26 protein-coding genes are annotated in these 26,456 nt (G+C 64.8%); 11 read left to right on the forward strand and 15 right to left on the reverse strand.

What is annotated here, in order from left to right; genetic code table 11:
• Positions 1 to 6 precede the first annotated feature (6 nt).
• Positions 7 to 774: an osmolarity response regulator transcription factor OmpR gene (gene ompR / locus GW587_RS15200; protein ID WP_166104501.1), complete on the reverse strand. Its 768-nt coding sequence runs from the start codon at positions 772 to 774 to the stop codon at positions 7 to 9.
• A gap of 272 nt (positions 775 to 1,046) precedes the next feature.
• Between ompR and GW587_RS15205 the strand changes: the two genes are divergently transcribed.
• The 3 genes from GW587_RS15205 (at position 1,047) to GW587_RS15215 (ending at position 5,345) form a co-directional block, all read left to right on the forward strand.
• Positions 1,047 to 1,337 (forward strand): hypothetical protein, encoded by a 291-nt coding sequence (locus tag GW587_RS15205; RefSeq protein ID WP_229259463.1) that lies wholly within the window; start codon positions 1,047 to 1,049, stop codon positions 1,335 to 1,337.
• A 175-nt stretch (positions 1,338 to 1,512) separates the two neighbouring features.
• Positions 1,513 to 3,384 (forward strand): flagellar assembly protein A, encoded by a 1,872-nt coding sequence (locus tag GW587_RS15210; protein WP_371875596.1) that lies wholly within the window; start codon positions 1,513 to 1,515, stop codon positions 3,382 to 3,384.
• Positions 3,385 to 3,479: 95 nt separating this feature from the next.
• Positions 3,480 to 5,345 carry a flagellar assembly protein A gene (locus tag GW587_RS15215; protein WP_371875597.1) on the forward strand — a complete coding sequence of 622 codons (1,866 nt, stop codon included), beginning with the start codon at positions 3,480 to 3,482 and terminating at the stop codon, positions 5,343 to 5,345.
• On the opposite strand, the gene GW587_RS15220 is transcribed toward GW587_RS15215, so the two are convergent.
• Positions 5,342 to 6,238 carry a LysR family transcriptional regulator gene (locus GW587_RS15220; protein WP_166104506.1) on the reverse strand — a complete coding sequence of 299 codons (897 nt, stop codon included), beginning with the start codon at positions 6,236 to 6,238 and terminating at the stop codon, positions 5,342 to 5,344. The genes GW587_RS15215 and GW587_RS15220 overlap by 4 nt on opposite strands.
• Positions 6,239 to 6,597: 359 nt before the next feature.
• On the opposite strand from GW587_RS15220, the gene GW587_RS15225 reads away from it, so the two are divergent.
• The gene (locus GW587_RS15225; protein ID WP_229259480.1) at positions 6,598 to 7,212 is read left to right on the forward strand and encodes a sulfite exporter TauE/SafE family protein; all 615 of its coding nucleotides are present in this window, start codon (positions 6,598 to 6,600) and stop codon (positions 7,210 to 7,212) included.
• Here GW587_RS15225 and arfB read toward each other — a convergent pair.
• Complete coding sequence (gene arfB, locus GW587_RS15230; RefSeq protein WP_166104512.1) at positions 7,202 to 7,591, reverse strand: alternative ribosome rescue aminoacyl-tRNA hydrolase ArfB; 390 nt, start codon at positions 7,589 to 7,591, stop codon at positions 7,202 to 7,204. The two genes, GW587_RS15225 and arfB, sit on opposite strands and share 11 nt — an antisense overlap.
• Complete coding sequence (locus tag GW587_RS15235; RefSeq protein ID WP_166104515.1) at positions 7,588 to 8,661, reverse strand: CaiB/BaiF CoA transferase family protein; 1,074 nt, start codon at positions 8,659 to 8,661, stop codon at positions 7,588 to 7,590. Before GW587_RS15235 ends, arfB begins: the two co-directional genes overlap by 4 nt.
• Positions 8,662 to 8,786: 125 nt before the next feature.
• Between GW587_RS15235 and GW587_RS15240 the strand changes: the two genes are divergently transcribed.
• Positions 8,787 to 9,260: a chemotaxis protein CheW gene (locus GW587_RS15240; protein ID WP_166104518.1), complete on the forward strand. Its 474-nt coding sequence runs from the start codon at positions 8,787 to 8,789 to the stop codon at positions 9,258 to 9,260.
• Here the strand turns inward: GW587_RS15240 and GW587_RS15245 are convergent.
• The 5 genes from GW587_RS15245 to GW587_RS15265 form a co-directional block, all read right to left on the reverse strand.
• The gene (locus tag GW587_RS15245) at positions 9,257 to 11,230 is read right to left on the reverse strand and encodes an ATP-binding cassette domain-containing protein (RefSeq protein WP_229259464.1); all 1,974 of its coding nucleotides are present in this window, start codon (positions 11,228 to 11,230) and stop codon (positions 9,257 to 9,259) included. The two genes, GW587_RS15240 and GW587_RS15245, sit on opposite strands and share 4 nt — an antisense overlap.
• Before the next feature lie 109 nt (positions 11,231 to 11,339).
• Entirely contained in the window at positions 11,340 to 12,227 is an 888-nt protein-coding gene (prmB, locus tag GW587_RS15250; RefSeq protein WP_166104524.1) for a 50S ribosomal protein L3 N(5)-glutamine methyltransferase, read from the reverse strand.
• Positions 12,228 to 12,286: 59 nt separating this feature from the next.
• Positions 12,287 to 13,420, reverse strand: a complete 1,134-nt coding sequence (gene dapE / locus GW587_RS15255; RefSeq protein ID WP_166104526.1) for a succinyl-diaminopimelate desuccinylase — start codon at positions 13,418 to 13,420, stop codon at positions 12,287 to 12,289.
• A 1-nt stretch (position 13,421) separates the two neighbouring features.
• Entirely contained in the window at positions 13,422 to 13,775 is a 354-nt protein-coding gene (locus tag GW587_RS15260) for an ArsC family reductase (protein WP_166104529.1), read from the reverse strand.
• 40 nt (positions 13,776 to 13,815) lie between these two features.
• Positions 13,816 to 14,724 (reverse strand): LysR family transcriptional regulator, encoded by a 909-nt coding sequence (locus GW587_RS15265; RefSeq protein WP_166104531.1) that lies wholly within the window; start codon positions 14,722 to 14,724, stop codon positions 13,816 to 13,818.
• Between the two features lie 112 nt (positions 14,725 to 14,836).
• On the opposite strand from GW587_RS15265, the gene GW587_RS15270 reads away from it, so the two are divergent.
• Positions 14,837 to 15,826: a polysaccharide deacetylase family protein gene (locus GW587_RS15270; RefSeq protein ID WP_166104534.1), complete on the forward strand. Its 990-nt coding sequence runs from the start codon at positions 14,837 to 14,839 to the stop codon at positions 15,824 to 15,826.
• An 11-nt stretch (positions 15,827 to 15,837) separates the two neighbouring features.
• On the forward strand, positions 15,838 to 16,554 hold the full coding sequence (locus GW587_RS15275; RefSeq protein ID WP_371875599.1) for an SDR family oxidoreductase: 717 nt from the start codon (positions 15,838 to 15,840) through the stop codon (positions 16,552 to 16,554).
• 25 nt (positions 16,555 to 16,579) lie between these two features.
• Here GW587_RS15275 and GW587_RS15280 read toward each other — a convergent pair whose 3' ends face one another.
• The 3 genes from GW587_RS15280 to dapC all read right to left on the reverse strand — a co-directional run bounded on the left by GW587_RS15280 (position 16,580) and on the right by dapC (position 19,923).
• Positions 16,580 to 17,725: a PilT/PilU family type 4a pilus ATPase gene (locus GW587_RS15280; RefSeq protein WP_166104539.1), complete on the reverse strand. Its 1,146-nt coding sequence runs from the start codon at positions 17,723 to 17,725 to the stop codon at positions 16,580 to 16,582.
• A 146-nt stretch (positions 17,726 to 17,871) separates the two neighbouring features.
• Complete coding sequence (dapD, locus tag GW587_RS15285; RefSeq protein ID WP_166104542.1) at positions 17,872 to 18,699, reverse strand: 2,3,4,5-tetrahydropyridine-2,6-dicarboxylate N-succinyltransferase; 828 nt, start codon at positions 18,697 to 18,699, stop codon at positions 17,872 to 17,874.
• A 9-nt stretch (positions 18,700 to 18,708) separates the two neighbouring features.
• Positions 18,709 to 19,923: a succinyldiaminopimelate transaminase gene (gene dapC, locus GW587_RS15290; RefSeq protein WP_166104545.1), complete on the reverse strand. Its 1,215-nt coding sequence runs from the start codon at positions 19,921 to 19,923 to the stop codon at positions 18,709 to 18,711.
• 128 nt (positions 19,924 to 20,051) lie between these two features.
• Here dapC and GW587_RS15295 point away from each other — a divergent pair, with 128 nt between their 5' ends.
• Positions 20,052 to 21,851 carry a DUF4153 domain-containing protein gene (locus tag GW587_RS15295; RefSeq protein ID WP_166104547.1) on the forward strand — a complete coding sequence of 600 codons (1,800 nt, stop codon included), beginning with the start codon at positions 20,052 to 20,054 and terminating at the stop codon, positions 21,849 to 21,851.
• Here the strand turns inward: GW587_RS15295 and GW587_RS15300 are convergent.
• On the reverse strand, positions 21,835 to 22,215 hold the full coding sequence (locus GW587_RS15300; RefSeq protein ID WP_166104550.1) for a MerR family transcriptional regulator: 381 nt from the start codon (positions 22,213 to 22,215) through the stop codon (positions 21,835 to 21,837). The genes GW587_RS15295 and GW587_RS15300 overlap by 17 nt on opposite strands.
• 78 nt (positions 22,216 to 22,293) lie before the next feature.
• On the opposite strand from GW587_RS15300, the gene GW587_RS15305 reads away from it, so the two are divergent.
• Complete coding sequence (locus tag GW587_RS15305) at positions 22,294 to 22,689, forward strand: hypothetical protein (RefSeq protein ID WP_166104553.1); 396 nt, start codon at positions 22,294 to 22,296, stop codon at positions 22,687 to 22,689.
• On the opposite strand, the gene GW587_RS15310 is transcribed toward GW587_RS15305, so the two are convergent.
• Complete coding sequence (locus GW587_RS15310) at positions 22,676 to 23,665, reverse strand: dipeptidase (RefSeq protein WP_166104556.1); 990 nt, start codon at positions 23,663 to 23,665, stop codon at positions 22,676 to 22,678. The genes GW587_RS15305 and GW587_RS15310 overlap by 14 nt on opposite strands.
• A gap of 69 nt (positions 23,666 to 23,734) precedes the next feature.
• On the opposite strand from GW587_RS15310, the gene GW587_RS15315 reads away from it, so the two are divergent.
• The gene (locus GW587_RS15315; RefSeq protein WP_166104558.1) at positions 23,735 to 24,097 is read left to right on the forward strand and encodes a hypothetical protein; all 363 of its coding nucleotides are present in this window, start codon (positions 23,735 to 23,737) and stop codon (positions 24,095 to 24,097) included.
• Positions 24,098 to 24,139: 42 nt separating this feature from the next.
• Complete coding sequence (locus GW587_RS15320) at positions 24,140 to 25,399, forward strand: DEAD/DEAH box helicase (protein ID WP_166104560.1); 1,260 nt, start codon at positions 24,140 to 24,142, stop codon at positions 25,397 to 25,399.
• 33 nt (positions 25,400 to 25,432) lie between these two features.
• On the opposite strand, the gene GW587_RS15325 is transcribed toward GW587_RS15320, so the two are convergent.
• Positions 25,433 to 26,416 carry a GlxA family transcriptional regulator gene (locus tag GW587_RS15325; RefSeq protein ID WP_166104563.1) on the reverse strand — a complete coding sequence of 328 codons (984 nt, stop codon included), beginning with the start codon at positions 26,414 to 26,416 and terminating at the stop codon, positions 25,433 to 25,435.
• Between the last annotated feature and the right edge of the window lie 40 nt (positions 26,417 to 26,456).

Genomic DNA, 26,456 nt, shown 5'->3' on the forward strand with positions numbered 1-26,456 from the left:
CGCGCCTTAGCGCGGCTGCCCCTCCGGAATGAAGACATAGCCCAGGCCCCAGACGGTCTGGATGTACAGCGGGCTCGACGGGTCCGGCTCGATCAGCTTGCGCAGGCGCGAGATCTGCACGTCCAGGCTGCGGTCGAAGACTTCGTATTCGCGGCCGCGCGCCAGCTCCATCAGCTTCTCGCGCGATAGCGGCTGGCGCGCGTGGCGGGCGAATACTTTTAGTACCGAAAACTCGCCGGTGGTCAGCGGCACCGTCTCGCCATTTTTCTTCAGCGTGCGGGTGCCCAGGTCCAGCACGAACTGGCCGAACTCGAACGATTGCGGGGTCTCGGAAGGGGCGCCCGGAATCTCGTCCGGACCGCGCCTGCGCAGCACCGCGCCGATGCGCGCCACCAGCTCGCGCGGGTTGAACGGCTTGGGCAGGTAATCGTCGGCGCCCATCTCCAGGCCGACGATGCGGTCGACGTCTTCGCCTTTGGCGGTCAGCATGATGATCGGGGTCTGGTCGCCGGCGCCGCGCAGGCGGCGGCAGATCGACAGGCCGTCTTCGCCGGGCAGCATCAGGTCCAGCACCAGCAGGTCGTAGCGCTCGCGCAGCCACAGCTTGTTCATGGCGGTGGCGCTTTCGGCGGTGAAGACGTTGAAGCCTTGTTCAGTTAAATAGCGTCGCAGCAGATCGCGCAGTCGGACGTCGTCGTCCACTACCATAATCTTGGCCTGGTGGCCATGCTGGTTGACGGTGGTGTTGCCGGATTCTGTCGTTGTGCTAGTCATTTGCCTGCCAGATTTGGTATTTTCATGTTGCTATGGTAACGTCATATTCGTCCTGCGAAAACGTCCGGGACGACCCATTACAAAGTGTTACAAACTTTACCCAATTAGCCTTACCCCCTCAGTTAAAGCATCATACACTGCGGGCATAGATTGAGTTTTTTAGGAACGCCATGTTCATCGACCACAAAAAAATACACGCGGCAGCAAGCGCATCTTTTTGCGTTCGATCCCTCATGGGTTCGGTTTTGCTGTGCGGTGTGTTGGGCGCAGCCATGGCGCATGCCGATGGCGGCGATGGTCCGCAACGGCGCGATCAACAGGGCCAGCAGCAAAACGGTCCGCGCGACCGCCAGGATGCGCGCCAGTCCGACCAATCGCGCCAGGCGCCGGAGCGCAACTACGAGGCGCGCGCCGAGGAACAGCGCCGCGCCATGCAGGAGGCCAGCCGCAACGCGGAAATGAGCCGCCGCGTCGGCCGCATGACGCCTGACGAGCGGCGCGACCTGCGTCGCCAGATCAACGAAGTGGGCGCGGATATCTATTCGAATCCGCCGCGCCGCTGATCGATCCATATCAAAAACACACGATTGTTATTTAATTATTATTGATCTGTATCAATATCTTCACAGTTGTGTGGTTTTCTGTATTGAATCCCCTTATTTTTCCTTAGTGCGCGTGTAATATAAATTAATTACACGCAACGCCTTTCGGCCCAAGCGTGCCGTTTGGAGGAAGATCGTGGTTGATGATGTTGCACCGGCAGAGCTACCCATCGGCTTGCTCAAGCGCGCGGACGGTATTTATATCGATCTGGGCATGGCCAAGCCGGCGTTGATCGCCGCGGTCGGACATGTCTTCCAGTCCGGCTATTATTTCACCGGTCTCAATTACCCCGTGTTGATCAAGGCGCTGTATGACGTCGGCCCGGAGCTGGGCGCGGTCGAAGCGCTGCGGCTGGCCGGCGACGTGCGGCTGTTCGACGCCGCCCGCCGCGCCCTGTACAAGAATCCTAAGATGGGCAGCGGCTATGCCGAATACTATTTCGAGCTGCTGTACATCGAGGAGACCACGCTGCCCGACGGCACCGTGATTCCCGAGCGCCAGACCCGCCTCGACATCGACGAATTCGTCGCCGACATGTGGAACAAGGGGATCCACTTCGGCATCGACGTGGCGGCGGTATCTACCGCCATCGCCGCCGCCAAGCCGGATCGCATCACCTTCGCTTCCGACCTGGAGCCGGAGCCGGGTCAGGACGCCACCGTGGTGGAAGTCGCGTCCGAGCTGCATCGCAGCGATGCGCCCAAGGCGCGCGCCGACGGCCGCGTCGACCTGCAAAGCTTCGAGAACCGCTTCCCGCAAATCAAGGAGAATATGCGGCTGCTGAAAAAGCAGCCGGCCGTGCCCGGCCTGCCGGGCTTCGACCTGAGCGGCCGCATGACCGCGCCGCAGCCGCCCAAGGATTTGACGCTGCGTTTCTATGCCGGCGACGGCACCGAGGCGCGCGAGCTGGAGGACGGCGAATATCTGGTCTCCACGCGCGAGGGTTTTCTCAGCGTGGACGCCAAGTCCAGCCGCATCTCCATCACCGACAAGATCGTCAGCACGGAAGGCGTCAGCGGCCGCACCACCGGCAACCTGGAACTGGCCGGCGCCTACGAGGAGTACGGCGACGTGCAGGAGCAGCGCGACGTCACCGGCAGCGACATCACGGTGCATGGCAACGTCTACGGCAATATCACGTCACGCGGCGGCACAGTGGTGCTGGACCGGAACCTGGTCAGCGGCAGCATCACCAACGCCGACGGTTCTATCAGCATCGCCGGCGTGGCATCGAATTCGGTGATCCATACCGGGAAAGGCAGGATCACCATCACGCGCGCCGAGAACTGCGTGATTTCCGGCGGCAGCGTCAAGATCGAGGAGGCGTCGAATTGCGAGATCATCGCCGACGAGATCGTGATCTCGGTGGCGGAGGGCTGCGCCGTGGCCGGCCGTAACGTGGACATCGAAAGCGCCGGTCCGCGTCGCCGCACCGAGATGATCATCTATGTGCTGGTCAAGGATGTGGCCCAGTTCGACCAGGAGATCGCGGACCTCGATGTGCGCCTGGCCGCCTTCGACCAGTCCAACCAGGCGTGCGTCGCGGAGATGGAGCGCATCGCCGCGCTGCCGGACGTGCGCCGCTATCTGGCGCTGGCGGCCAAGCTGCGCACGCAGGAGCTGACGCTGACGGCGGAACAGGGCCAGGTCCTGCGCAAGATCGCCGGCGCGGTGGCGAGCGATCTGCAAGCCATCAACAAGTTGAAGCTGGAGCTGCAGGCGGGTCATACGCAGCACAAGCTGTTGTCGGACCGGCTGGCGCGGGTGATCGAGCAGAAGGTGGAAGCGGCGGGCATCGCGCGCTGCGGCTTGCATATGGTGAGCGGCGAGACGCTGGTGCGCACCATGCTGTTCGGCGCCGACACCACGGCGCTGACGCAGCTGCCGCCCAAGGATATCAAGCAGCGCCTGCGCGGCACGCCGAGCGGCGGCGAACTGCTGTTCGCCGAGAGCGCGGGTTCGCTGGACTGGCACTTGAATTCGCGCCTTCGTCCGGCGCCGGTTTAGGCATGGCGCAAGCGGCGCCGTTCATGCTAATCTTGAGCTAAGATCAAAAATGTGAAGGGGCTCGGCCCCGACGTACGTATTCATGGGGATAGACTGTGTCAGACGACGCGACGGCGCTGGAACAAACTGCGGAAGGTGATCTGCCTGCAGCGATCGTCAAGCGCGCGGACGGCATCTACTTCGAGGCGGACGCCTCGGCGGTGTCGTGCCTGTCGGCGGTCAGCCAGATCTTCCTCAGCAGCGCCTATTTCGCCGGTCTCGATTATGCCGTCTTCACCAAGATGCTGTACAACTGCGGCCCGGACCTGCCGGAGAGCCTGCGCGGCAAGCCGCTGCTGCGCTTCGCCGACAGCATCGAGCCTTTCCATGCGCCGCGCCGCGGCCTGTATAAAACCTTCAAGGTGATCAACGGCGAGGCCGAATACTATTTCGAGCCGGTGTTCTTCGAGGTGCCCGACATGCCGCCGCAGCCCGCGCGCCTGAACTTCGACGAATTCGTCTCCGACATGTGGGTCAAGGGCATCCGCTTCGGCATCGACGCGCCGGCGGTGCGCGACGTGATCGCCACCGGGCGGCTGGCGCGCATCATCGTGGCGCGGCGGCTGAACGCGATGCCGGGGCGCGACGCCGCCATCGTCGAGGTGTCGCAGGATATCCACCGCAGCAACGCGCCGCGCGAAATGTCGGATGGGCGGCTCGATCTTCAGGCGTTCCAGAACCGCTTCCCGCAGGTGAAGCCGCACGTCAAACTGCTGCGCAAGGTGCCGCGCGCGCCGGGTGTGCGCGGCTTCGAGTTGTCCGGCCTGGTGCTGGAGCCGCCGGTGCCCAAGGATATCGAGTTGACCAGCGTCGCCGGCGAGGGTACGGTAATCGAGAGCCTGCGCGACGGCGAGTTCCTGTTGTCGGCGGTGGAAGGCTTCCTCAGCGTGGACCCGGGCAGTAAGCGCATCTCCATCGGCCCCAAGATCATCAGCCGCGAGGGCGTGAGCGCGCGCACCACCGGCAATCTGCAGCTGACCGGCGAGTACGAGGAATTCGGCGACGTGCAGGAGCAGCGTTCGGTCGAGGGTGGCAACATCACCATCCACGGCAACGTGTTCGGCAATATCAACTCGCGCGGCGGCGACATCGTTTTAAGCCGCAACCTGATGGGCGGCTCGGCCGTCAACGTCGACGGCGGCATACGGGTGCAGGGCGTGGCGTCCGGCGCGGTGCTGCAAACGAAGAAAGGCGAGGTGGCGCTGGCGCGCGCCGAAAGCTGCATCATCTCCGGCACGCGGGTGGTGATCGGCGAGGCGAGCAACTGCGAGATCATGGCGGAGGAAGTCGTCATCAAGGTGGCGGAAGGCTGCGCCATCGCCGCGCGCCGCATCGAGATCGTGCATGCCGGTCCGCGCAAGAACAGCGAGATGCTGCTTTACACGCTGGTGCCGGATACGTCCAAGTTCGACAAGAAGATCGCGGAGCTGCAGCCTAAAGTGGCGCAGGCGCTGCGCGAGGCCAAGTCGCGCAAGGAGGAGATGGACGAGATCACCGGCCAGACCGAGGTGCGCAATTACCTGACGCTGGCGACCCGCGTGCGCAAGCGCGAGGTGACGCTGACGCCGGAGCAGGAACCCTTGTTCCATAAGATGGCGGAGGCGGTCGGGCCGTCGCTGCGGGCGGTGGCCAAGATCTCGCTGGCGATGAAGGCGGCGCAGGTGCAGCAGGAGCAGGCGGAGGAGGAGGTCACCAAGGTGCAGCGGCAGAAGACGGCGGTGATGCGCGGCTCGCGCTGTTCGGTGCAGCTGCTGACCGGCGATGTGCTGCTGCGGACCATGAGCTTCGTGCCGGATGGTCCGGCGGCGCACGATCGTCCTGCCAAGGAGGTCAAGGCCAAGGTGCGCACCGCCGTGCCGGGCATGGAGAAGCTGTTCTCGGGCCATGTCGGGCCGATCGACTGGCACCTCGAATCGGATTAGATTCTTCTTAGCGCGGCGATCAGCTCGCGCGTGTGGGCGGGCAGGGCGTCGTGGTCGCGCACGCAGATCAGCAGCTTGCGGTCGGCCCAGGCATCATTCAACTTCACTATGCGCAGACGGTCGTCGCCGTTGTGGCGGATCGCCGCCGCTTCCGGCAGCAGCGCCAGTCCGGCGCCGCTGGCCGCCATGCGGCACATCGCTTCGAAGCTGCGCAGCCTGATCTTGCAGTGCAGCCGCAGTCCCAGCCTGGCCGCCTGTTCGGCCGCGTGCCGCTGCAGCGCGCTGTCGCCGGCCATGCCGATGAAGTCGTGGCTGAGCGCGTCGGCGAAGGAGATGTGGCGCTTCTTGCCCAACTGCCGTGCCAGCGGATGATCGCGCGCCATCGCCAGCACCAGCGGGTCGTCGCGGAAGGGGAAGGTTTGCAGGGCGGAGCTGTCGACGGCGTCGGTGGCGATGCCGATGTCGGCGGCGCCGTCGATGACCGCTTGCACGATCTCGCGACTGAGCTTTTCCTCCAGGTCGATGCTCAGTTGCGGGTGGGTGGCGAGGAAGGCCGCCAGGGCGTCGGGCAGGAACTCGGTCATGGCGGAGGTGTTGCAGAGCAGGCGCACCTGGCCTTTGAGGCCGGTGGCGAATTCCGCCAGGTCGGCGCGCATGTCGTCCACCTGACGGGCGATGGCGCGGGCATGGTGCAGAAGAGTGCGGCCCGCTTCGGTGGGCTCGGCGCCGCGCCGGCCGCGTTGCAGCAGCGGCACCTTGAGCGCTTCTTCCATGCCGCGTATGCGGGCGCTGGCCGAGGGCAGCGCCAGGTTCGCCAGTTGCGCGCCGGCCGTGATGCTGCCGCTTTCCGCGATATGGACGAACAGTTTCAGGTCGGTCAGGTCGAAGCGCATGGAAGCAGCCTATGGATAATGCGAAGTCTGGCTCAGTATATTCCAGATTTTCAGATGGGGCGCGGGCGGGCAGAATGGTGGGTATGGATACTTCAATATTGTTTATCGGGCTGGTTTTCGTGCTGGCGGGGCTGGTCAAAGGCGTGACCGGGATGGGGTTGCCGACGGTGGCCGTGGCGCTGCTGACCTTGCGCATGCCACCCTTGGAGGCAGCGGCGCTGCTCATCGTGCCTTCGTCTGTAACGAATGTCTGGCAACTGGCGGCCGGGCCGGCGCTCTACCCGTTATGGCTGCGTTTCAGGGGGCTGCTGGTCGGCGTCTGCGTCGGCACCGCCATCGTCGGCGCCGCAGCGGCCTGGATGGCCGGTGGCGGGGAGGGCGGAGCGGCACTCGGCAGCGCGCCCATTGCGGGCAGCGCGGCGCGTGCCGCCGGCCCGGCCAGTACCCCAGGCGCGGTCGGGGGCGGCGCAGCGGATGGCATGGCGCGCGCGCGCGGGGCGGAGGAAGATGCGCTTGCGGGGATGGCGGGAGCTGTGCTCGGTCTGGCGCTGGTGGCTTACGGTTTGCTGGGACTGACCGGCTGGCGGATGCGGGTCGCGGCGCGGCATCAGCGCTGGGCGGGGCCGTTGGCCGGGGCGGCGACGGGCGCCATGTCCGCCGTCACCGGCGTGTTCGTGATGCCGGTCGCGCCCTACCTGCAAGCGCTGGACCTCGACAAGGACGATCTGGTGCAAGCGCTCGGCATGACCTTCACCGTCGGCACGCTGGCGCTGGCGGTGATGCTGGCGTGCCGCGGCCAGTGGCACGCATCGGCGGCCGGCGGCTCGTTCCTGGCGCTGCTGCCGGCCGCCTGCGGCATGCTGCTCGGCCAATGGCTGCGCGACCGCATGCACCCGGCCCTGTTCCGCCGCTGCTTCTTCGCCGGCCTGGTGATCCTCGGCGCGCACCAGCTGCTGCGCATCGCTACAGGCTGACCTTGCCCCGCAACTGCTTGCGCTCACCATCCTTGGTCTTGCCGTCCAAACGCTTGCGCTGCGAACTACGCGTCGGCTTGGTCGCGCGACGCACGGCGGGCAGCACCTTCACGCTGTCGACCAGCTCCTGCAAACGGCGCAAGGCCTCTTCCTTATTGGCCTCCTGACTGCGCGACTGCTGCGCCTTCAGCACCACCACGCCATCCTTGGTGATGCGCTGGTCGCGCATGGCCAGCATGCGCTCCTTGATATGCTCCGGCAGCGAAGAGTTGGCGATATCGAAGCGCAGGTGCACCGCGCTGGACACCTTGTTGACGTTCTGCCCACCCGGTCCCTGCGCGCGGATGGCATTGAACTCCACCTCATTAATATCGATCACGACGAAAACCTCACCGCCGGCAGCAGCGCCCAATACTCGCCTTCCGTCTCATGCGAACGGCGCGCGACCATGTCGCGGAACAGCGGATGCGCCAGCGCCTCATCGGTGCGCAGCACCGGCGACACGCAGCAATCCACGTCCGCGAACGCCTCGGTCCACTGCGTCAAGGTACGCGTGGCAAAGAGCGCATCCAGTTCCGTCCTGACGGCCATCGCATCCTCGCCCCCGACCTGCTGGCCGGATTGCCAATGGCGGCCCTTCAAATCGGGGCGTCCGAGCACATCGCAGCAGGCTTGCCAGAACTTGAGCTCCAGCGCGCCGACCGCCATGTGACGACCATCGGCGGTGCGATACGCGCCGTAGCAAGGCACGCCGCCGGTCAACAGATCGCGTCCCGGCGCGGCGGGCGCGCCGTTGTTGAGCGCCACCAGCGGCATCAGATTATGCGCCAGCACCGCATCGGCCATCGACACATCGACCAAGCGGCCCGCGCCGCCCATCTTCACCGCCACCAGCGTCGCCAGGATGCCCTGCAACGCCGATTGCGCGCCGCCCAGCAGATCGCCCAGCTGCAGATTGGGCAGCACCGGCGCACCGTCCGCACCGGCGTTCTGCTCAAGCATGCCGGCGTAAGCGATGAAGTTGATATCGTGCCCGGCCCGCTGCGCAAACGGCCCAAGCTGCCCATAGCCCGAGATCGCGCACATCACCAGCTTCGGATTGCGCGCGCGCAGCGTGTCCCAGCCCAGGCCCAGTTTATCCATCACGCCGGGCCGGAAACTTTCGACCAGCACATCGGCCGTTTCCACCATCGCCAGCAACTGTTCGCGCTGCGCGGCATCCTTCAGATCCATGCGCAACAAGCGCTTGCCGCGATTGACTGCGACGAAAAACTGCGACACCTCGGCGCGCACCGGCCCCATGACCCGCGCGTAGTCTCCCGCGCCGGGGTCTTCGATCTTGGTCACGTCCGCCCCCATATCCGCCAGATGCATGGTGGCGACGGGACCGGGCAGCAAGCGTGTCAGATCGAGGACGCGGATGCCGGCGAGAGGAAAGTCTGGATTCATCGGGACATTGTAGCAAACGCGCCTCACCGTGCCGGCGTTGCTTGACAACTATCAACGCCGGCGGCGAAGGGCGCGGGTACGATGTCACATGCCCGTCACCGCACGTCCCGGACGAAAGGATCATCATGTCTTCTTCGATCACCCAAGCCGCGAGCCAGTCGAGCCAGTATCTGGCGTTCCGGCTCGGCGGACTCGATTACGCGCTGGACTTCAGCAAGGTGCAGGAGCTGCGGCCGTTGCAGGCGCTGGAGCGGCTGACATCGGACGGCGAGATCGTCAGCGGCGTGGTGGTGTCGCGCGGCGTGATCATGCCGATCGTCGACATGCGCATCGCGTTCGGCCCGCGCCCGCCGGCGCACGATCCGCTGACGGACGTGATCATCCTCAAGCTATCGAGCTGCGTGATGGGGATGGTGGTGGATGGCGTGACGGATATCGTGTCGCTGACGCTGGACGAGATCCAGCCGATAGCGGGCGCCGGCGCGGTGGATTACCTGCTCGGCCTGGGGGAGGTGGACGGGCGCCGGCTGATCGTGGTCGACATCGATAAGCTGATGTCGATCCGAAAAATACCGTTCGGCGCCCGCCAGGCTGCTTAAGCCAGCGCTTCCAACTGTTCCTGCAATTCCAACCACTCCGCTTCCAGCTGACCCAGATCCTTGGTGAAGAAACTCTGGTCCGCCAGCAGCTGTTTCAGCTTGGCCTTGTTGGCGGCGTCGTAGATCGACGAGTCGCCCAGCTTCTCATCCACTTCGGCTTTCTGCGCGGCGCGCTTGGCGATTTGATCGTCCAGGCGCTTGATCTTCTGTTCCAGCGGCTTGCGCAGCGTGGCCAGGCGCTGGCGGTCTTCCGCCTGCTGGCGCTTCTGGTCCTTGCTGACCGCGGCCGGCGCGGCAGCCACCGGCGGCGCGACCGGCGAGGTCACCGGGAAGTCGGTCTTGTTGGCCTTTCCGGCGGCCGGCAGCACGTCGGTGCCTTTACCCAGCTTGGTCTTGAACAGCCAGTCCTTGTAGTCGTCCAGATCGCCGTCGAACGGCTGCAGCTTGCCGTCGGCGACGATGATGAATTCATCGGTGGTGGCGCGCAGCAGATGGCGATCGTGGGATACCACCACCAGCGTGCCCTCGAACTGCGCCAGCGCCTCGGTCAGCGCCTCGCGGGTTTCCAGATCCAGGTGATTGGTCGGTTCATCGAGCAGCAGCAGGTTGGGACGCTGCCAGACGATCAGCGCCAACGCCAGGCGCGCCTTCTCGCCGCCGGAGAACGGCGCGATCGAGCTGGTGACCATGGTGCCCGGGAAGTTGAAGCCGCCCAGGAAGTTGCGCAGCTCCTGCTCGCGCACCGTCGGCGCGATCTTGGCCAGGTGCCACAGCGGCGATTCGTCGTGACGCAGCATCTCCACCTGGTGCTGGGCGAAGTAGCCGATGTTCAGGCCCTTGCCGAGCGTGGCGTCGCCGGTCAGCGGCGCCAGTTCGCCGGCGATGGTCTTGATCAGCGTCGACTTGCCGGCGCCGTTCACGCCCAGCAGGCCGATACGCTGGCCGATCTGCAAGGAGAACTTGATCTTGTTGACGATGGTCTTGTGGGTGATCTCGCCGGTCGCTTCGTCTTCGATCGCGTAGCCGGCGTTGACGTCTTCCATCACCAGCAGCGGATTCGGTGCGCTCAGCGGCTCGCGGAATTCGAACGAGAATTCGGCGGCGGCGCGCAACGGCGCCAGTTCTTCCATCTTGGCCAGCGCCTTCATGCGGCTCTGTGCCTGGCGGGCCTTGGAGGCCTGCGCCTTGAAGCGGTTGACGAAGGATTCTAGGTGGGCGCGTTTGCGCTGCTGCTTTTCCAGCGCGCCGGCGGCCAGGATCATCTGCGCCGCGCGCTGACGTTCGAAGGACGAGTAGTTGCCCGAGTAGCGTTTCAGTTTGCGTTCATCGATGTGCACCACCACATTCACCACTTCATCCAGGAAGTCGCGATCGTGGGAGATGATCAGCAGCGTGCCGGCGTAGCGTTTCAGCCAATCTTCCAGCCAGATGATCGCGTCCAGATCCAAGTGGTTGGTCGGTTCATCGAGCAGCAGCAGGTCGGATGGGCACATCAGCGCCTGCGCCAGGTTCAGGCGCATGCGCCAGCCGCCGGAGAAGCTGGCGACCGGTTGCTGCATCTGGTCGATGGTGAAGCCGAGGCCGAGCAGCAGCTGCTCGCCGCGCGACTGCACGGTGTAGGCGTCGGCGTCGGCCAGGGCGCTGTAGATTTCGCCGATGGCGATGCCGTTCTCGGTCGATTCGGGTTCCGATTCCAGTCGTACCAGTTCCGCTTCCAGCTTGCGCAGGGTGACGTCGCCGTCGATGGCGTAGTCGAGCGCCGCGCGGTCCAGCGGCGGGGTTTCCTGTGCTACGTAAGCGACGCGCCATTTGGCCGGAAAGTCGATCTCGCCCTGGTCCGGGTGCAGCTCGCCGCGCATCATCGCGAACAGGCTGGATTTGCCGGCGCCGTTGGCGCCGATCAGGCCGATCTTGTCGCCTGGGTTGAGGGTGACATCGACCTGTTCCAGCAGCGGCTTAATACCGCGCATCAGGCTTACTTGAATAAAGCGAATCATATTGCTCTTCTACGGTGAACCCGGCAAACCGGGGTCGGACCCCGCACGGGGTCCGACCCCAGCGTGCGGGGTGCGGGGTTGTTTACAGCTTAAGTTGGTCGGCGGTCAGCAGGAAGACCATGTCGTCGCCGTTGCTGGTGGTGAGCCAGGTCAGGCCCAGTTCACCGAATGCGGCTTCGGCGAATTCACGCTCGTTGCCGATTTCGACGATCAGGATGCCGTCGTCGGTCAGTCGTTCGGCGGCGCCGGCGACGATCTTGCGCACCAGGTCCATGCCGTCCTTGCCGCCGTCGAGCGCCAGTTCAGGCTCGGCGCGGTATTCCATCGGCAGCTTGCTCATCGACGACGAGTTCACGTATGGCGGGTTGGTGATGATCAGATCGTACTTCTTGTCCGGCACATTGGCGTACAGGTCGGACTGGATCAGCGTCAGGCGGTCTTCCAGCTTGTAGGTGGCGACGTTTTTCTTCGCCACTTCCAGCGCATCGGCCGAGATGTCGACCGCGTCCACGTGCGCGTCCGGGAAGGCGTCGGCCAGCATGATTGCCAGGCAGCCGGAGCCCGTGCACAGTTCCAGCACATTGGCGATGTTTTCAGGCTCGTTGACCCACGGAGCGAAGTATTCCGGAATCAGCTCCGCGATGAAGGAACGCGGCACGATGGTGCGCTCGTCGACGTAGAAGCTGTAAGTCCCCAGCCACGCCTCGTTGGTGATGTAGGCGGCCGGCACGCGTTCGTCGGTGCGGCGCGCGATCACCGCCAGCACCGCCTCGATTTCCTCCGGCAGCAGCTTGGCGTCCAGGAACGGCTCCAGGCGGTCCAGCGGCAGCTTGAGGGTGTGCAGGATCAGGTAGGCGGCTTCGTCGAAAGCCTCAACGCTGCCGTGGCCGAAAAACAGCTTGGCGGTGTTGAAGCGGGTGACGGCGTGGCGCAACAGGTCGCGCGGCGTGGTGAAAGGAGTCGTGTTCATGGCTATCTCGGTAAAACAGTAATCGGTTTGCGCACGCCGCGCCGCTGAGGCCTCGGTACTCAGGCCAGCAGGTTTTCCAGGGTTCGGCGGTAGATATTCTTCAGCGGATCGACAAAACGCAGCTCGATATGCTCGTCGATCTTGTGGATACTTGCGTTGGGAGGCCCGAATTCTATCACTTGAGGGCAGATCTGAGCGATAAAGCGTCCGTCCGAGGTGCCGCCGGTGGTGGAAAGCTCGGTCTCGACGCCGGTTTCGGACTTGATCGCAGCCGACAGCGCATCGCTCAGCGTGCCGCGCGGGGTCAGGAACGGCAGGCCGCTCAGCGCCCATTTCAGGTCGTAGTGCAGCTGGTGCTTGTCCAGGATGGCGTGGACGCGGCGTTTCAGTTCCTCGTGCGTGCTGGCGGTCGAGAAGCGGAAGTTGAAGTCGATGACCATCTCGCCCGGGATCACGTTGTTGGCGCCGGTGCCGGCGTTGATGTTGGACATCTGCCAGGAAGTGGGCAGGTAATACTCGTTGCCGTTGTCCCAAACCTCGGCCACCAGCTCGGCCAGCGCCGGCGCGGCCAGGTGGATCGGGTTGCGCGCCAGCTGCGGATAGGCGATATGGCCTTGCACGCCCTTGATCGTCAGTTTGCCGGACAGCGAGCCGCGACGGCCGTTCTTGATGATGTCGCCCAGCGTCTCGTCGGAGGTCGGTTCGCCGACGATGCAGTAGTCCAGCGTCTCGCCGCGTTCCTTGAGCAGATTGCAGACGATGACGGTGCCGTCGGTGGCCGGGCCTTCCTCGTCGCTGGTGATCAGGAAGGCGATCGAGCCTTTGTGGTCGGCGTGGGCGGCGATGAACTCCTCGCAGGCGACGACGAAGGCGGCGATCGAGGTCTTCATGTCGGCGGCGCCGCGGCCATACAGTTTGCCGTCGCGGTGGGTCGGGATGAAGGGGGCGGACTGCCATTTTTCGGCGGGGCCGGTCGGCACTACGTCGGTATGGCCGGCGAACACCAGCACCGGCGAGGTAGTGCCTTTGCGCGCCCACAGATTGGTCACGCCGTTCGACTCGATGGTCTCGCAGACGAAGCCCAGCGGCGACAGCAGATCGATCAGGTGCTGCTGGCAGCCTTTATCGTCGGGGGTGACGGAGGAGAGGGCGATCAGCTTTTCGGTCAGCGCCAGGGTCTTGGATGGGGTCATATTATTTGTTGAAGATTTGTTGGTACTGGGCGTCGGAGAAGGAGACGGCGAAAGTGCCGTCCTTGTCGAGCACCGGGCGTTTGATGACGGAAGGGTTCTCCAGCATCAGCGCGATGGCCGCGTCGTCGTCGACGATGGAGGCCTTGCGCTCATCGGACAGCGCGCGCCAGGTGGTGCCCTTGCGGTTCACCAGCACATCGCGCGGCAGATGCTTGAGCCAACCGGCGACGATCTCGCGCGTCAGGCCCTGCTTTTTAAAATCGTGGAAAGTGAATTCCTGCTGCTGGGCCGCCAGCCACACGCGGGCCTTCTTGACGGTGTCGCAGTTGGGGATGCCGTAGAGAGTAGTAGTCATGATGATCGGAAGCGTAGTAACCCTATAGGATAGCATGGCGTCAGCCCGACGCGGGCTGGTCCCAGCGCCAGGCTTGTTGCAGGCGTACTTGCAGATAGTCGACGAAGGCGCGCACGCGCGGTGCCATATTACGGTTGTGGGCGAAGATCGCCTGCAGCGGGGCGGTGGGCATGGAGTGGGCCGGCAGTACGCGTTGCAGGCGGCCGGACAGGATGTCGTCGCCGACGTCCCAGATCGATTTGACGACGATGCCGGCGCCCTGCAAGGCCAGCGCGTGCGCGGCCTGGCCGTCGTTGGTGATCAGGGCGCCGGTCACCCGCACCGTCACCTTTTCTTCGCCGAAGCGCCAGTCGGCGCGGCGCTGGTCGCCGATCAGGATGCAGCGGTGGTGGACCAGGTCCGCCGGATCGCTGGGCGTGCCGTATTGCGCCAGATACGCCGGTGCGGCGCAGGCGACGCGGTAGTTCGGCGCCAGCCGGCGCGCGATCGTCGTCGCCGTTTCCACATTGCCGAAGCGGATCGCCATGTCATGGCCGCTTTCAAGCAAATTCAGCACCGCGTCGCTGAGGTCCAGTTGCACCGTCAGTTGCGGATGCTGGCGCTGGAAGTCGGCGACGATGGGGACGATGTGCTGGCGGCCGAATTCACCCGGCGCCGTCACCCTCAGCAGGCCGCTCACTTCGCTGCGGCTCTGCGACAGCATCGACTCGGCATGTTCGATCTCTTCCAGGATGCGCAGCACCCGCGCGTGAAACAGCGCGCCTTCTTCGGTCAGCGCCTGGCGCCGTGTCGTGCGTTGCAACAGCCGCACGCCGATGCTCTTCTCCAGCTGCGCCAGCCGCTTGCTGACCACCGACAGCGGCAGGTCCAGTTCACGGGCGGCGGCAGACATGCTGCCCGCGCTGACGATGCGGGCGAAGGCGGCGAGGGCGGGAAGGTCGTCGATCATGGCTTCATTCTTCGTGAAATGGAGAATATCTTTCTCCGGGCCTGGGCTATATCCGGCGTCGTAAGGCTCCTATTATAGCCACATCGACCACCAAACTATTGCTGAAGGAGAGATGATGAACCACGAGCACACCACAACTCGCCGCAACTTCCTGGGCCAGGCAGGCGCTTTGGCGGCCGGCGGCCTGCTGGCGCAAGCCTTGCCGGCTTCCGCAGCGGCCCCCGCGACCGGCGCCGGCGCCGGAGCCGGTGAGTTCTGGCCGGGCGGCGCGCGACTGGCGATTTCGATCTCGATGCAGTTCGAGGCCGGTGGTCAGCCACCGAAAGGTACGGACAGCCCGTTCCCCAAAGTCGACTTCCCGGCCAGCGTGCCGGCCGACCTGGTCACCAACACCTGGTTCGCCTACGGCTACCGCGAAGGCATCCCGCGCATGCTGGATCTGTGGGACAAGCACGGCATCAAGGTGACGTCGCACATGATCGGTGAGGCGGTGCGCCGCCATCCGCAGCTGGCGCAGGAGATCGTGCGCCGTGGCCATGAGGCGGCTGGCCATGGCCCGCGCTGGAGTTCACAGTATGCGATGAGCCGCGCCCAGGAGCGCCAGTTCCTGATCGAGGGCGCCGACATGGTGGAGCAGGTCACGGGCCAGCGTCCGACCGGCTACAACTGCAACTGGCTGCGGCGCGGCCCGAACACGCTGCCGCTGTTGCAGGAGCTGGGCTACACCTACCACATCGATGACCTGAGCCGCGACGAGCCGTTCATCGAACAGGTCAACGGCAAGGATTTCGTCGTGGTGCCTTACACGCTGCGCAACAACGACATCCTGCTGATCGAAGGCCGCAATTATTCGCCGAGCCAGTTCCTGGAACAGATCAAGCTGGACTTCGACCAGCTGTACGAAGAGGGCGCGACGCGCCGCCGCATGATGTCGGTCAGCGCGCATGATCGCATCAGCGGTTCGCCCCAGATGGTGAAAGTGTGGGACGAGTTCCTGCGCTACGCCAAATCGCATCCAGGCGTAGTCTTTATGCGCAAAGACGAAATCGCACGTTATGCATCGAGCGCCCGCAACACGCTGCGCGAAACCGAAACCATTTAACTAAGGAGTCCATCATGAGCAAACTCGAAGGCAAAAAAGTACTGGTCGTCGGCGGCAGCTCCGGCATCGGCGCGGCGGCGGCCAAGGCGCTGGCGGAATTGGGCGCGGACGTCACCATCGCTTCGCGCGATCCGGCCAAGTTGCAGGCGGCTGCGGCGCAGATCGGTGGCACGGTCCGCACCGCCGTCCTCGATACGACCAACGATGCGGGACTGGAGGCGTTCTTCGCTGCGCAGGGCGAATACGATCACGTTGTGATCTCCGCCGCGCAAACGGCGTCCGGCCCGGTGCGGCAACTGCCGCTGGTCGATGCGTATGCGGCGATGAACAGCAAGTTCTGGGGCGCCTACCGCGTGGCGCGGGCCGCGAGGATCGTTCCCGGCGGTTCGCTGACGCTGGTGTCGGGCTTTCTCGCCGAGCGGCCCAGCAAGACGTCGGTGCTGCAGGGAGCGATCAACGCGGCGCTGGATGCGTTGGGACGCGGCCTGGCGCTGGAGCTGTCGCCGGTGCGCGTGAATACGGTGTCGCCGGGATTGATCGCCACGGAGCTTTGGTCGCGCATGAGCGAGGAGGCGCGCAACAGCATGTTCGAAGGCGCGGCGGCGCGCTTGCCAGCGAAGCGCGTCGGCCAACCGGAGGATATCGCCAACGCCATCGTGTATCTGGTGACGACGCCGTTCGCCACCGGTTCCACCGTGCTGGTGGACGGTGGTGGCGTGATCGCCTAGTGAGCGCCGAGTGATCGGCTGGGCGTCAGGTATTGAGGGTGAACTCGGTGAAGGACGCCTCGTCGGCGGGCTTGGCCGGGGCTTGCGGCTCGGCCTGGGCGGTTTTGCTGTCCGGGCCATTATTCAAGAGCCACAGCAGATTGGTGGCGGAATCGGCGTTGGCCAGGGCTTCGTCCTGGCTGATCAAACCGTCCTGCACCAGCTTGAGCAAGGCCAGTTCGAACGATTGCGAGCCGGGCGACATGCTCTTTTCCATCGCTTCCTTGATCTGGCCGATTTCGCCTTTTTCGATCAGGTCGGAGATGTAGCGCGTGTTGACCATCACTTCGACCGCCGCCGTGCGCGTACCGCCGTTGATCGAGCGGACCAGCCGCTGCGAGACGATGGCCTTGACCGTCGACGACAGATCCTGCAACAGCGCGGCGCGGTTTTCGATCGGGTAGAAACTGATAATACGGTTTAGCGCGTTATAGCTGTTGTTGGCGTGTAGCGTCGCCAGCACCAGATGGCCCGACTGCGCGTAGGCCAGCGCCGCCGCCATGGTTTCCTTGTCGCGGATCTCGCCGATCAGGATGCAGTCCGGCGCCTGGCGCATCGAGTTGCGCAGCGCGGTGTAGAAGTCCTTGGCGTCGCTGCCGATCTCGCGCTGGTTGACGATGGATTTCTTGTTCTTGAACAGATACTCGATCGGATCTTCCAGCGTCAGGATATGGCCCGAGCGCAGTTCGTTGCGGTGATCCAGCATCGAGGCGATGGTGGTCGACTTGCCGGAGCCGGTCGAGCCGACCAGCAGCAGCAGGCCGCGCTTTTCCATGATCAGGTCCGCCAGGATGGGCGGCAGCTGCAAATCCGCCAGCACCGGGACATTGGCCGGCACGAAGCGGAACACGGCGGAGATGCTGCCGCGCTGCTTGAACGCGGACAGGCGGAAGCGGCCCAGGTTCGGCACCGATACGCCCATGTTCAGCTCATTGGTCGTGGCCAGTTCCTCCATCTGCGCCGGGGTGGCGATTTCGGCCAGCAGCGATTGGATGTTGTCCGGTTCGAGCTTTTGCTGGTTGATGGGGATCAGGTTGCCGTTGATTTTGATGTGTACCGGCGAGTTCACCGCGAAGAACATGTCCGACGCGTTTTTTTCCTTCATCAGCTGGAACAGGCGGTCCATTGCCATGGCACTCTCCTCAGTTTTACCCCAGAACCTTGATGCCGGGGTCGGACCCGAAGGGTCCGACTCCCTGCCCATGCGTTTGCCGCCGGCCATAGATATGCCGCAGGGTCAGACCCTTCATGGGTCTGACCCAGCTTGGCCGTGCGGGTTTAGATACCGCGCAGCAGTTCGTTGATGCCGGTCTTGGAGCGGGTCTGCGCGTCGACGCGCTTGACGATCACCGCGCAGTACAGCGAGTACTTGCCGTCTTCCGATGGCAGGTTGCCGGAGACGACCACCGAACCGGCAGGCACGCGGCCGTATGTCACTTCGCCGGTGGCGCGGTCGTAGATCTTGGTCGACTGGCCGATGTACACGCCCATCGAGATCACCGAGTTCTCTTCGACGATCACGCCTTCGACGATCTCCGAACGGGCGCCAATGAAGCAGTTGTCTTCGATAATGGTCGGATTGGCTTGCATTGGTTCCAGCACGCCGCCGATGCCGACGCCGCCGGACAGGTGGACGTTCTTGCCGATCTGGGCGCAGGAACCGACGGTGGCCCAGGTGTCGACCATCGCGCCCTCATCGACATAGGCGCCGATGTTGACGTAGGAAGGCATCAGCACCACGTTCTTGGCGATGAAGGAGCCGCGACGCGCGACGGCAGGCGGCACCACGCGGAAGCCGCCCTTGGCGAAATCTTCGGCGGTGTAGTTGGCGAACTTGGTCGGGACCTTGTCGTAGAACTGCATGGTGCCGTCGGACGGCATCTGCACGTTGTTTTCGAGGCGGAAGGACAGCAGCACGGCTTTCTTGACCCACTGGTTGACCACCCAGTCGCCGCTGGTTTTTTCGGCCACGCGGATGGTGCCCGCGTCCAGGCCGGCGATCACGTGCGACACGGCGTCGCGCAGTTCGGCGGCGCCGTTGGCCGGGTTGATGTTGGCGCGGTCGTCCCAGGCCTGGTCGATGATGTTCTGGAGTTGTTGGGTCATGATGTACTCTTATTTGTTGAGGGTTTTGCAGAATTGGACGATGCGGCGCGCGGCTTCCAGGCCTTCTTCCGTCTCGGCGACCAGCGCCATGCGGATGCGGTTGCGGCCCGGATTCAGCCCATGGGCTTCGCGCGCCAGGTAGCTGCCCGGCAGCACCGTGACATTATATTCGGCGTACAGGCGCTGGGCGAATTCGGTGTCCGACAAGCCGGTCTGGCTGACATCGGCCCACAGGTAGAAGCCGGCGTCCGGCAATTCGACCTGCATGACTTCCTGCAGCAGCGGCGTGATGGCGCTGAATTTGGCGCGGTATTGTTCGCGGTTCTGTTCGACATGGGTCTCGTCGTTCCAGGCCGCGATCGACGCAGCTTGCACGGAAGGGCTCATGGCGCCGCCGTGATAGGTGCGGTACAACAGGAATTTTTTCAGCACGTCGGCGTCGCCGGCGACGAAGCCGGAGCGCATGCCGGGCACATTGGAGCGCTTGGACAGGCTGCTGAACACCACCAGCCGCGCATACGGCTTGTCGATGGTCGACAGGCCGAGCGTGTGCGCCGCTTCCAGCGCGCCCAGCGGCGCCTGCTCGCCGTGATAGATCTCGGAGTAGCACTCGTCGGCGGCGATGATGAAGTTGTAGCGCTCGGACAGGGCGAACAGGTTCTCCCAGTCGGTCAGCGTCAGCACGGCGCCGGTTGGATTGCCCGGGGAGCACAGGAACAGCAGCGAGACGCGCTCCCACACCGAGGCGGGGATGCTGTCGTAGTCGCAGCCGAAATTGCGGGCCGGGTCGGAATTGACGAAGTACGGCTCGGCGCCGGCCAGGTAGGCCGCGCCTTCGTAGATCTGGTAGAACGGATTCGGGCACACCACCAGCGATTTGGCCGCCGGATCGATCACGGTCTGGGCCAGCGCGAACAGCGCCTCGCGCGAGCCGTTCACCGGCAGCACCTGGGTGGCGGGGTTCAATGGCGGGATGCCGTAACGGCGTTCCAGCCAGCCGGCGATCGCGCCACGCAGCGCTTCCGAGCCGATGGTGGTCGGATACGAGGCCAGGCCGTCGACGTTGTCGATCAGCGCCTGCTGGATAAACTTCGGCGTCGGGTGCTTGGGTTCACCCATGCCCAGGCTGATGGCTTTATGCTGTGGGCTGGCGGTCACCTGCGCGAACAGCTGGCGCAGTTTTTCGAACGGATAGGGTTGCAGCTTGTCGAGATGTGGATTCACGTGGCGGGACCGGGTGCGGATCGTTGAAAAAGAGTGCGGCTAAGGCGGTGATTATAGCGCCTCCACCCTGTCAGGTCATCCATGCTAAATTATTAAAATAATTGAAATGCCAATTGCGAGGGCTGTACATGGAACAAAACGACACGGGACTGGGCGAGCAGGTCAGCCGGCGGGTGATGGCGCTGCGGCTGTTGACTGGGTTGGTACAGGGCGCGCTGCTGTATTGGCTCTACCGCGCCGGCAAGGACGGTTTCTGGCCTGCCTCGGCGCCGTATGTCATGACGCCGCTGTTCCTGCTGGCCCTGATGGTGCCGGCGGTGCTGATCTCCAGCCTGGGTCACATGGCGCCGAAAAGGACCGCGCAGTGGACGCTGGCGGTCGCCGCCGTGTTGCTGCTGCTGTCGCTGCACGACGCGTGGCGCTCGGCGGGCGCCGGCTTGCTCGACACCGGTCTTTACGGCAGGCCGGAGCGCTTCATGCCGTCCTGGCCCCTGCTGCAGTTCGGCGCGGTGTTCGTCTACATCGCGCATTCGCTGGCGATGGCGGCGGCGCTGGACCGGCGCCGTATCGCGAGCTACTCCAGCTATTTCGAGATGGCGTGGAAGCTGGCGGTGCAGCTGATGTTTTCGGTTTTCTTCGTCGGCGCGCTGTGGCTGGTACTGTGGATGGGGGCCGGCTTGTTCTCCATGGTCAAGCTGGACTTCTTCAAGGAGTTGCTGCAAAAGGCCTGGTTCGTGGTGCCGGTCATCTGCTTCGCCTGGTCCTGCGCGATGCATGTCACCGACGTGCGGCCTTCCATCGTGCGCGGCATCCGTACGCTGTTGCTGGTGCTGGCGTCGTGGATACTGCCGGTGGCGACGCTGATCATCTGCGGCTTCCTGTGCAGCCTTCCGTTCACCGGTCTGGACGCGCTGTGGGGCACCCGCCATGCGACCTCGCTGCTGCTGACCGCGATCGCGATGCTGGTGGTGCTGATCAACGCCGCCTTCCAGAACGGCGAGGCCAAGGCGGCGCTGGCGATCCGCGTCAGCGCGCGCACGGCGGCGATCGTGATCCTGCCGCTGACCGGCATCGCCATTTATGCGCTGGGCTTGCGGGTGCACGACTACGGCTGGACCACGGACCGCATCGTCGCTGCGGCGTGCCTGGTGGTGGCCAGCTGCTACGCGGGCGGTTACCAGTGGGCGGCGCACCGCTACGACACCTGGCTGTGCCCCATCGCCAAGGTCAATATCGCGACCGCGTTCGTGGTGCTGGCGGTGCTGCTGGCGTTGTTCACGCCGATCGCCGACCCGGCGCGGATCTCGGTCAACAATCAGATGGCGCGCCTCGCCAGCGGCCGCACGACGCCGGAGAAATTCGATTTCCGCTATCTGCGCTTCGAGGGCCAGCGGTATGGACAGGAGGCGCTGGCACAGCTGGCGCGCTCCGATGTGAAGCTGGTCGCCGAGAAGGCCACGGCGGCGCTGAAGACGACCAACCGCTGGCAGAGCGGCAAGGTGGTCATCACCGCCGCTTCGATCGTCGACAACGTCACCGTCTGGCCGGCATCGGCCAAGCTGCCGGCCAGTTTCGTCGCGCAGAAGTGGTCGGACTTACCGGAGCCTCAGCAGCCGCAATGCCTGAGCGGCGCGGATCAGAAATGCGAGGCTTTGCTGCTGGATGCCGACGGCGACGGCAAGCAGGAAGTGATGCTGTTCGGCGCCGGATATGGGAACGGTGTGCTGTATGCCGAGGACCAGACGGGCAAGTGGTCGCTGGTGGCACACCTGGCCGGAGGATGCGGCGAGGTGCGGGCCAGGCTGAGGGCGGGGCAGTTCGCGCTGGCGGCTTCGCGCTGGAAGGCGCTGGACATCGGCAGTGTGCGGCTTCAGTTCCTGCCCGAGTTCGCGCCGGAGGACTGCAAGACGCTCAAGGCGGCGCAGTAGGCGCGGCGGCCTGTAGCGGGCAGGTAGCCATATTCTCGCCCAGGCGGCGGGCGAGTTCGCCGCGCAGGGACTGCAGGCCTTCGATGCGCTGGTCGATATCGGTCAGCTTGCGTTCCAGCGCGGCGCGCAGCTGCGGCGCAGAGGCGTCCGGCTCCGCCAGCAGCGGCAGGTCGGCTTCGATCTCGCTCAAGGTGAAGCCCAGGGTCTGCGCCAGCCGGATGTAGCGCAGCCAGTCCACCGCTTCCGGCGGATAGTCGCGGTAGCCGTTGGCGCTGCGGCGCGCGCGCAGCAGTCCGCGCTTCTCATAGAAGCGCAAGGTGTCGCGGCTTAGTCCCGTGGCGTCAGCGATTTCTCCGATTTGCATGCATGCTCTCCAAATATCGCTTGACCCTGGAGTTTACTCCAGGCTTTAGCATGGCTGCACCATATCTCAGGAGACGTCATGCTCAACCCTTCAACCTTCCGCAAAATTGTCCTCGGCAGCGCGGTCTACGACTTGCTTGTGACTGCGCCATTCGCCACGCCGTGGAGTTTCGCCTTCGTGCACGCGCAACTGGACGGCGTCAATCAGCAGCTGGGCGGCGCCGCGCTGCCGGCTTTTGCGCCGTTCCATGTGCTGTTCGCCTGCCTGCTGGGCAGCGTGGTGCTGGTGTGGGCGCTGCTGCGCATCAGCGATCCGCAACAGCGCTTCGGCCGTTTCGACGGCGTGGCGCGGTTGTTGTTCTCGACCTGGATGGTGTGGGCGCTGGCGGTCACCGGCTCGCCGCTGCTTTGGCTGTTTATCGTGCCGGAGGTGGCGTTCGGCGTGGCGCAATGGCTGCCGGTCAGGCGGCTTTGAGCAGCGCCTGCGGCTTGCTCCAGACCTGCTGCGCGACGCGCATCATGTTGCGGCCCAGGACTTGCGCGACATCCGATTCGCTCATGCCGACCCTGCGCAGCGCTGCCGGCAGTTCGCGCCAGACCTCCGGCGCGGTGAAGGTAGGCGGCTTGTCCATGTTGTAGCCGGCGGCGGCGGGCCACCAGTGGCCGGGATCGAAGTCGCCGGGCGGCGTGTCGTCCAGGTCCGGCTGGCTGAAGCAGATATCGAGGCCGATGCCGGCGTGCGCGACGCCCACCAGGTCGGCGATGTAGGCCGCATGGCGCGCGACGTCGTCGGCGCCCGGCCGCTCGCTGCCGATGAAGAACGACAGACCGGATACGCACACCACGCCGCCGGTGGCGGAGCAGGCGCGGATCTGTTCATCGGTGACGTTGCGGCCGTGCTGCACCAGCGTGTACGGGTTGGCGTGGCTGAAGATCACCGGCTGCGACGAGGCTTCCATGATTTCGAGGCTGCACAGGCGGCCGGTGTGCGAGCAGTCCATCAGGATGCCGGCGCCGTTGACCGCTTCCACCATGCGCTGGCCCAGTGCGGTCAGGCCGCGCGGTTCGTCGTGGCAGCCGTCGGCGACGCTGTTGTTGCGGTTGTAGGCGAAGTGGATCTGGCGCACGCCCAGTTGTGCGTACAGGTCGACCATGTCCGGCTGGTCGAGCAGCGGCGCCGAGCCTTCCAGGTCGAAGGTGATGGCGATACGGCCGTCGGCCGCAGCCTGGATGATGTCGTCGACGCTGGAGACCAGCGCGTAACGCTCAGGATCGGCGGCGATGGTGGCGCGGTAGCCTGCGATCACCGACATCACTTGCGACAGCGGATTCATGTCGGCGCCGACGTTGAGCGATACATAGTTCACCCCCGCGGCGTGCAGCCGGCGGACGGGCGTGAAATCGGCCTGTGGGTGTTGTGGCAGGCAGGCGTGGGCGTCCCAGTTGATCATGGCATTTTTCTTTATCAAATAAGCTATTTTGCATCATAATGAAGGCAGTGTCTAACCAGGGGTAGTCACATGCGCGCATTGTTGTTGATAATGTCCGTTTTGTCCGTTGCGGCCTTCGCCGGTGAAGCGAAGAAGGATGCTTTTTTGGACGCTCCGCTCGACGCCGGGGCCTTGCAGGGCCGCGTCGATCCGGCGGTCAGCAAAGCCATTGCCGAGGTGTTGGCGGCCGAGGCGCAGCCGCTGCCGACTTATACAACCAGCGTTGCGTTCAGCGCGCCACGGTCCGATACCATGACCGCCGCCTTCATCGAGGCGAAGGTGCCGGACTGTCTGCATTCGGAGGGATTGAAGCGGCAGCCGACGTTTTTCCTGACCGGTTATCTGGCGCTGCCGTTCATCCCCATCGCCAAGCTGCGGGGGAAATGCATCTAGCATGCTTTATACTGTGGGCTTCTACCAATAATTAAGGCCGACATGTCTTTTTCTTCGCTGGGCCTTGCACCCTCACTGATCAACGCCGTGACCGAAATCGGTTACCTGGAGCCGACCGCCATTCAGAGCGCGGCGATTCCCGCCATCCTGCGCGGCGAGGATGTGCTGGGCGCGGCGCAGACCGGCTCCGGCAAGACCGCCGCTTTCGCGCTGCCGCTGCTGCAGGCGCTGCTCGACAACCGCAGCGGCGCGCGCCAGTTGCATGGCTTGATCCTGGTGCCGACGCGCGAGCTGGCGGCGCAGGTCGGCGAGTCGGTGCGCAAGCTGGCGTCGCATCTGCCGATGCAGATCAAGGTGTCCATCGTGTTCGGCGGCGTGTCGATCAATCCGCAGATGATGGCGCTGCGCGGCGGCGCCGACATCGTCATCGCGACGCCGGGCCGGCTGCTGGATCTGATCGATCACAATGCGCTGAAGATTTCGCGCACGGCGATGCTGGTGCTGGACGAGGCGGACCGTTTGCTCGATCTCGGCTTCAGCGAGGAATTGAACCGCATCCTGGAGTTGCTGCCGACGCAGCGTCAGAATCTGTTTTTCTCGGCGACTTTCCCGCCGGCGGTGCAGGCGCTGGCGGACAGCATGCTGCATCAGCCGACGCGCATCGAGGTGTTGTCGGAGCCGGCCAGCAAGCCGGACATCGTGCAGCGCGCGATCAAGGTGGATGTGCCGCGTCGTACCATGCTGCTCAAGCATCTGATCCAGGAGAACCAGTGGAGCCGGGTGCTGGTGTTCGTCGCGACCAAGTATGCGGCGGAGCATGTGGCGGATAAGCTGAATCGCAATGGTATTCGCGCCGGTGCCTTCCATGGTGAGTTCAGCCAGGGCGCGCGCACCGAGGTGCTGGGCGATTTCAAGGCGAGTCGTTTGCAGGTGCTGGTGGCGACCGATGTTGCGGCGCGCGGTATCGATATCGCGCGCTTGCCTGCGGTGGTCAATTATGATTTGCCGCGGTCGGCGGTCGATTACACGCACCGCATCGGCCGCACCGGCCGCGCCGGGGAGAGCGGCGTGGCGATCAGTTTTGTCAGCGCGGAGACGGAGCAGCATTTCCGCCTGATCGAGAAGCGCCAGGATATCCTGCTGCCGCGCGAGGAGATCGTCGGCTTCGAGCCGGTGGAGACGCTGCCGCCGACGCCGGCCAATTCGGTCACCGATACCGTCAACGGCGGCATCAAGGGCGCGCGCAAGAGCAAGAAGGACAAGCTGCGCGAGGCCGCCGCCGCTGCCGCCGACGACGAGTAATCGCCGCGCCGCCGCCACACCTCCTTTCCGAGCCTAGCCGCTTGCGGCGGGCCGGTACAGCTTGCGGTAGGCGGATGGCGAGGTGCGCAGCGCGGCGCGGAAGTGCTGGCGCAGCGACAGCGCCGAGCCGAAGCCGGCTTCCTGCGCCACCATCTCGATCGATACCTCGCTGCTCTCCAGCAGATGCTGCGCGTGCGCCACGCGCTGATTCAACAGCCATTGCTTGAACGAGATGCCGGTGGCGTCGCGGAAGTGACGCGTGAAATTGCGGCGGCTCATCAGCGCGCGCTCGGCCAGCGCGTCGATGCTGTGGTGGTCCGCCAGATGGCCGTTGACCCACGCCAGCACCTGCGAGAAGCGGTCGTCGCTGCTGTTGACCGGCAGCGGGCGTTCGATGAACTGCGCCTGTCCGCCCTGACGGTGCGGCGCGATCACCATGTAGCGCGCGACGCGGTTGGCGATCTCCGCCCCGGACAACTGGCGCAGCAGATGCAGGCAGCAATCCAGTCCAGCCGCCACGCCGGCCGACGTCACCACATTCCCGCCATCGACATACAGCACATCGCGGTCGACGCTGACCTTCGGGTGGCGTTGGCACAGGATGTCGGCGCTGGCCCAATGCGTGGTGGCGGTCTGGCCGTCGAGCAGGCCGGCTTCGGCCAGGGGGAAGGCGCCGAGGCACAGCCCGACCACGCGCGCGCCGCGCTTGTGCGCCTTGCGCAGCGCCTGCAACAGCGTCTCCGGCGCCGGCCGGCAGTCGTCGTGCCAGGATGGCATGATGACGATATCGGCGTGGTTGAGCGCTTTCAGACTGAAGGCGGGCACGATGTCGAAGCCCGCTGTCGTGCGCAGCGGCGTAACGCCTTCGCCGCAGACCTGAAGCTCGAAATGCGCCGCGTCGGAGCTGGCGTGCTTTGAGCCGAACACCAGGCAGGGCACCGACAGGTGAAACGGCGTGATGCCGTCGAAGGCAATGACGGCGACTTTCAGGCGGCGGATGGCGGTGGTTTTCGACATGGCCCGATTATATCGCATGGTGACCTTCAGGCCACTGTTG

The organism is Duganella aceris (genome assembly GCF_011090165.1).
GTDB classification, from domain to species: domain Bacteria; phylum Pseudomonadota; class Gammaproteobacteria; order Burkholderiales; family Burkholderiaceae_D; genus Rugamonas; species Rugamonas aceris.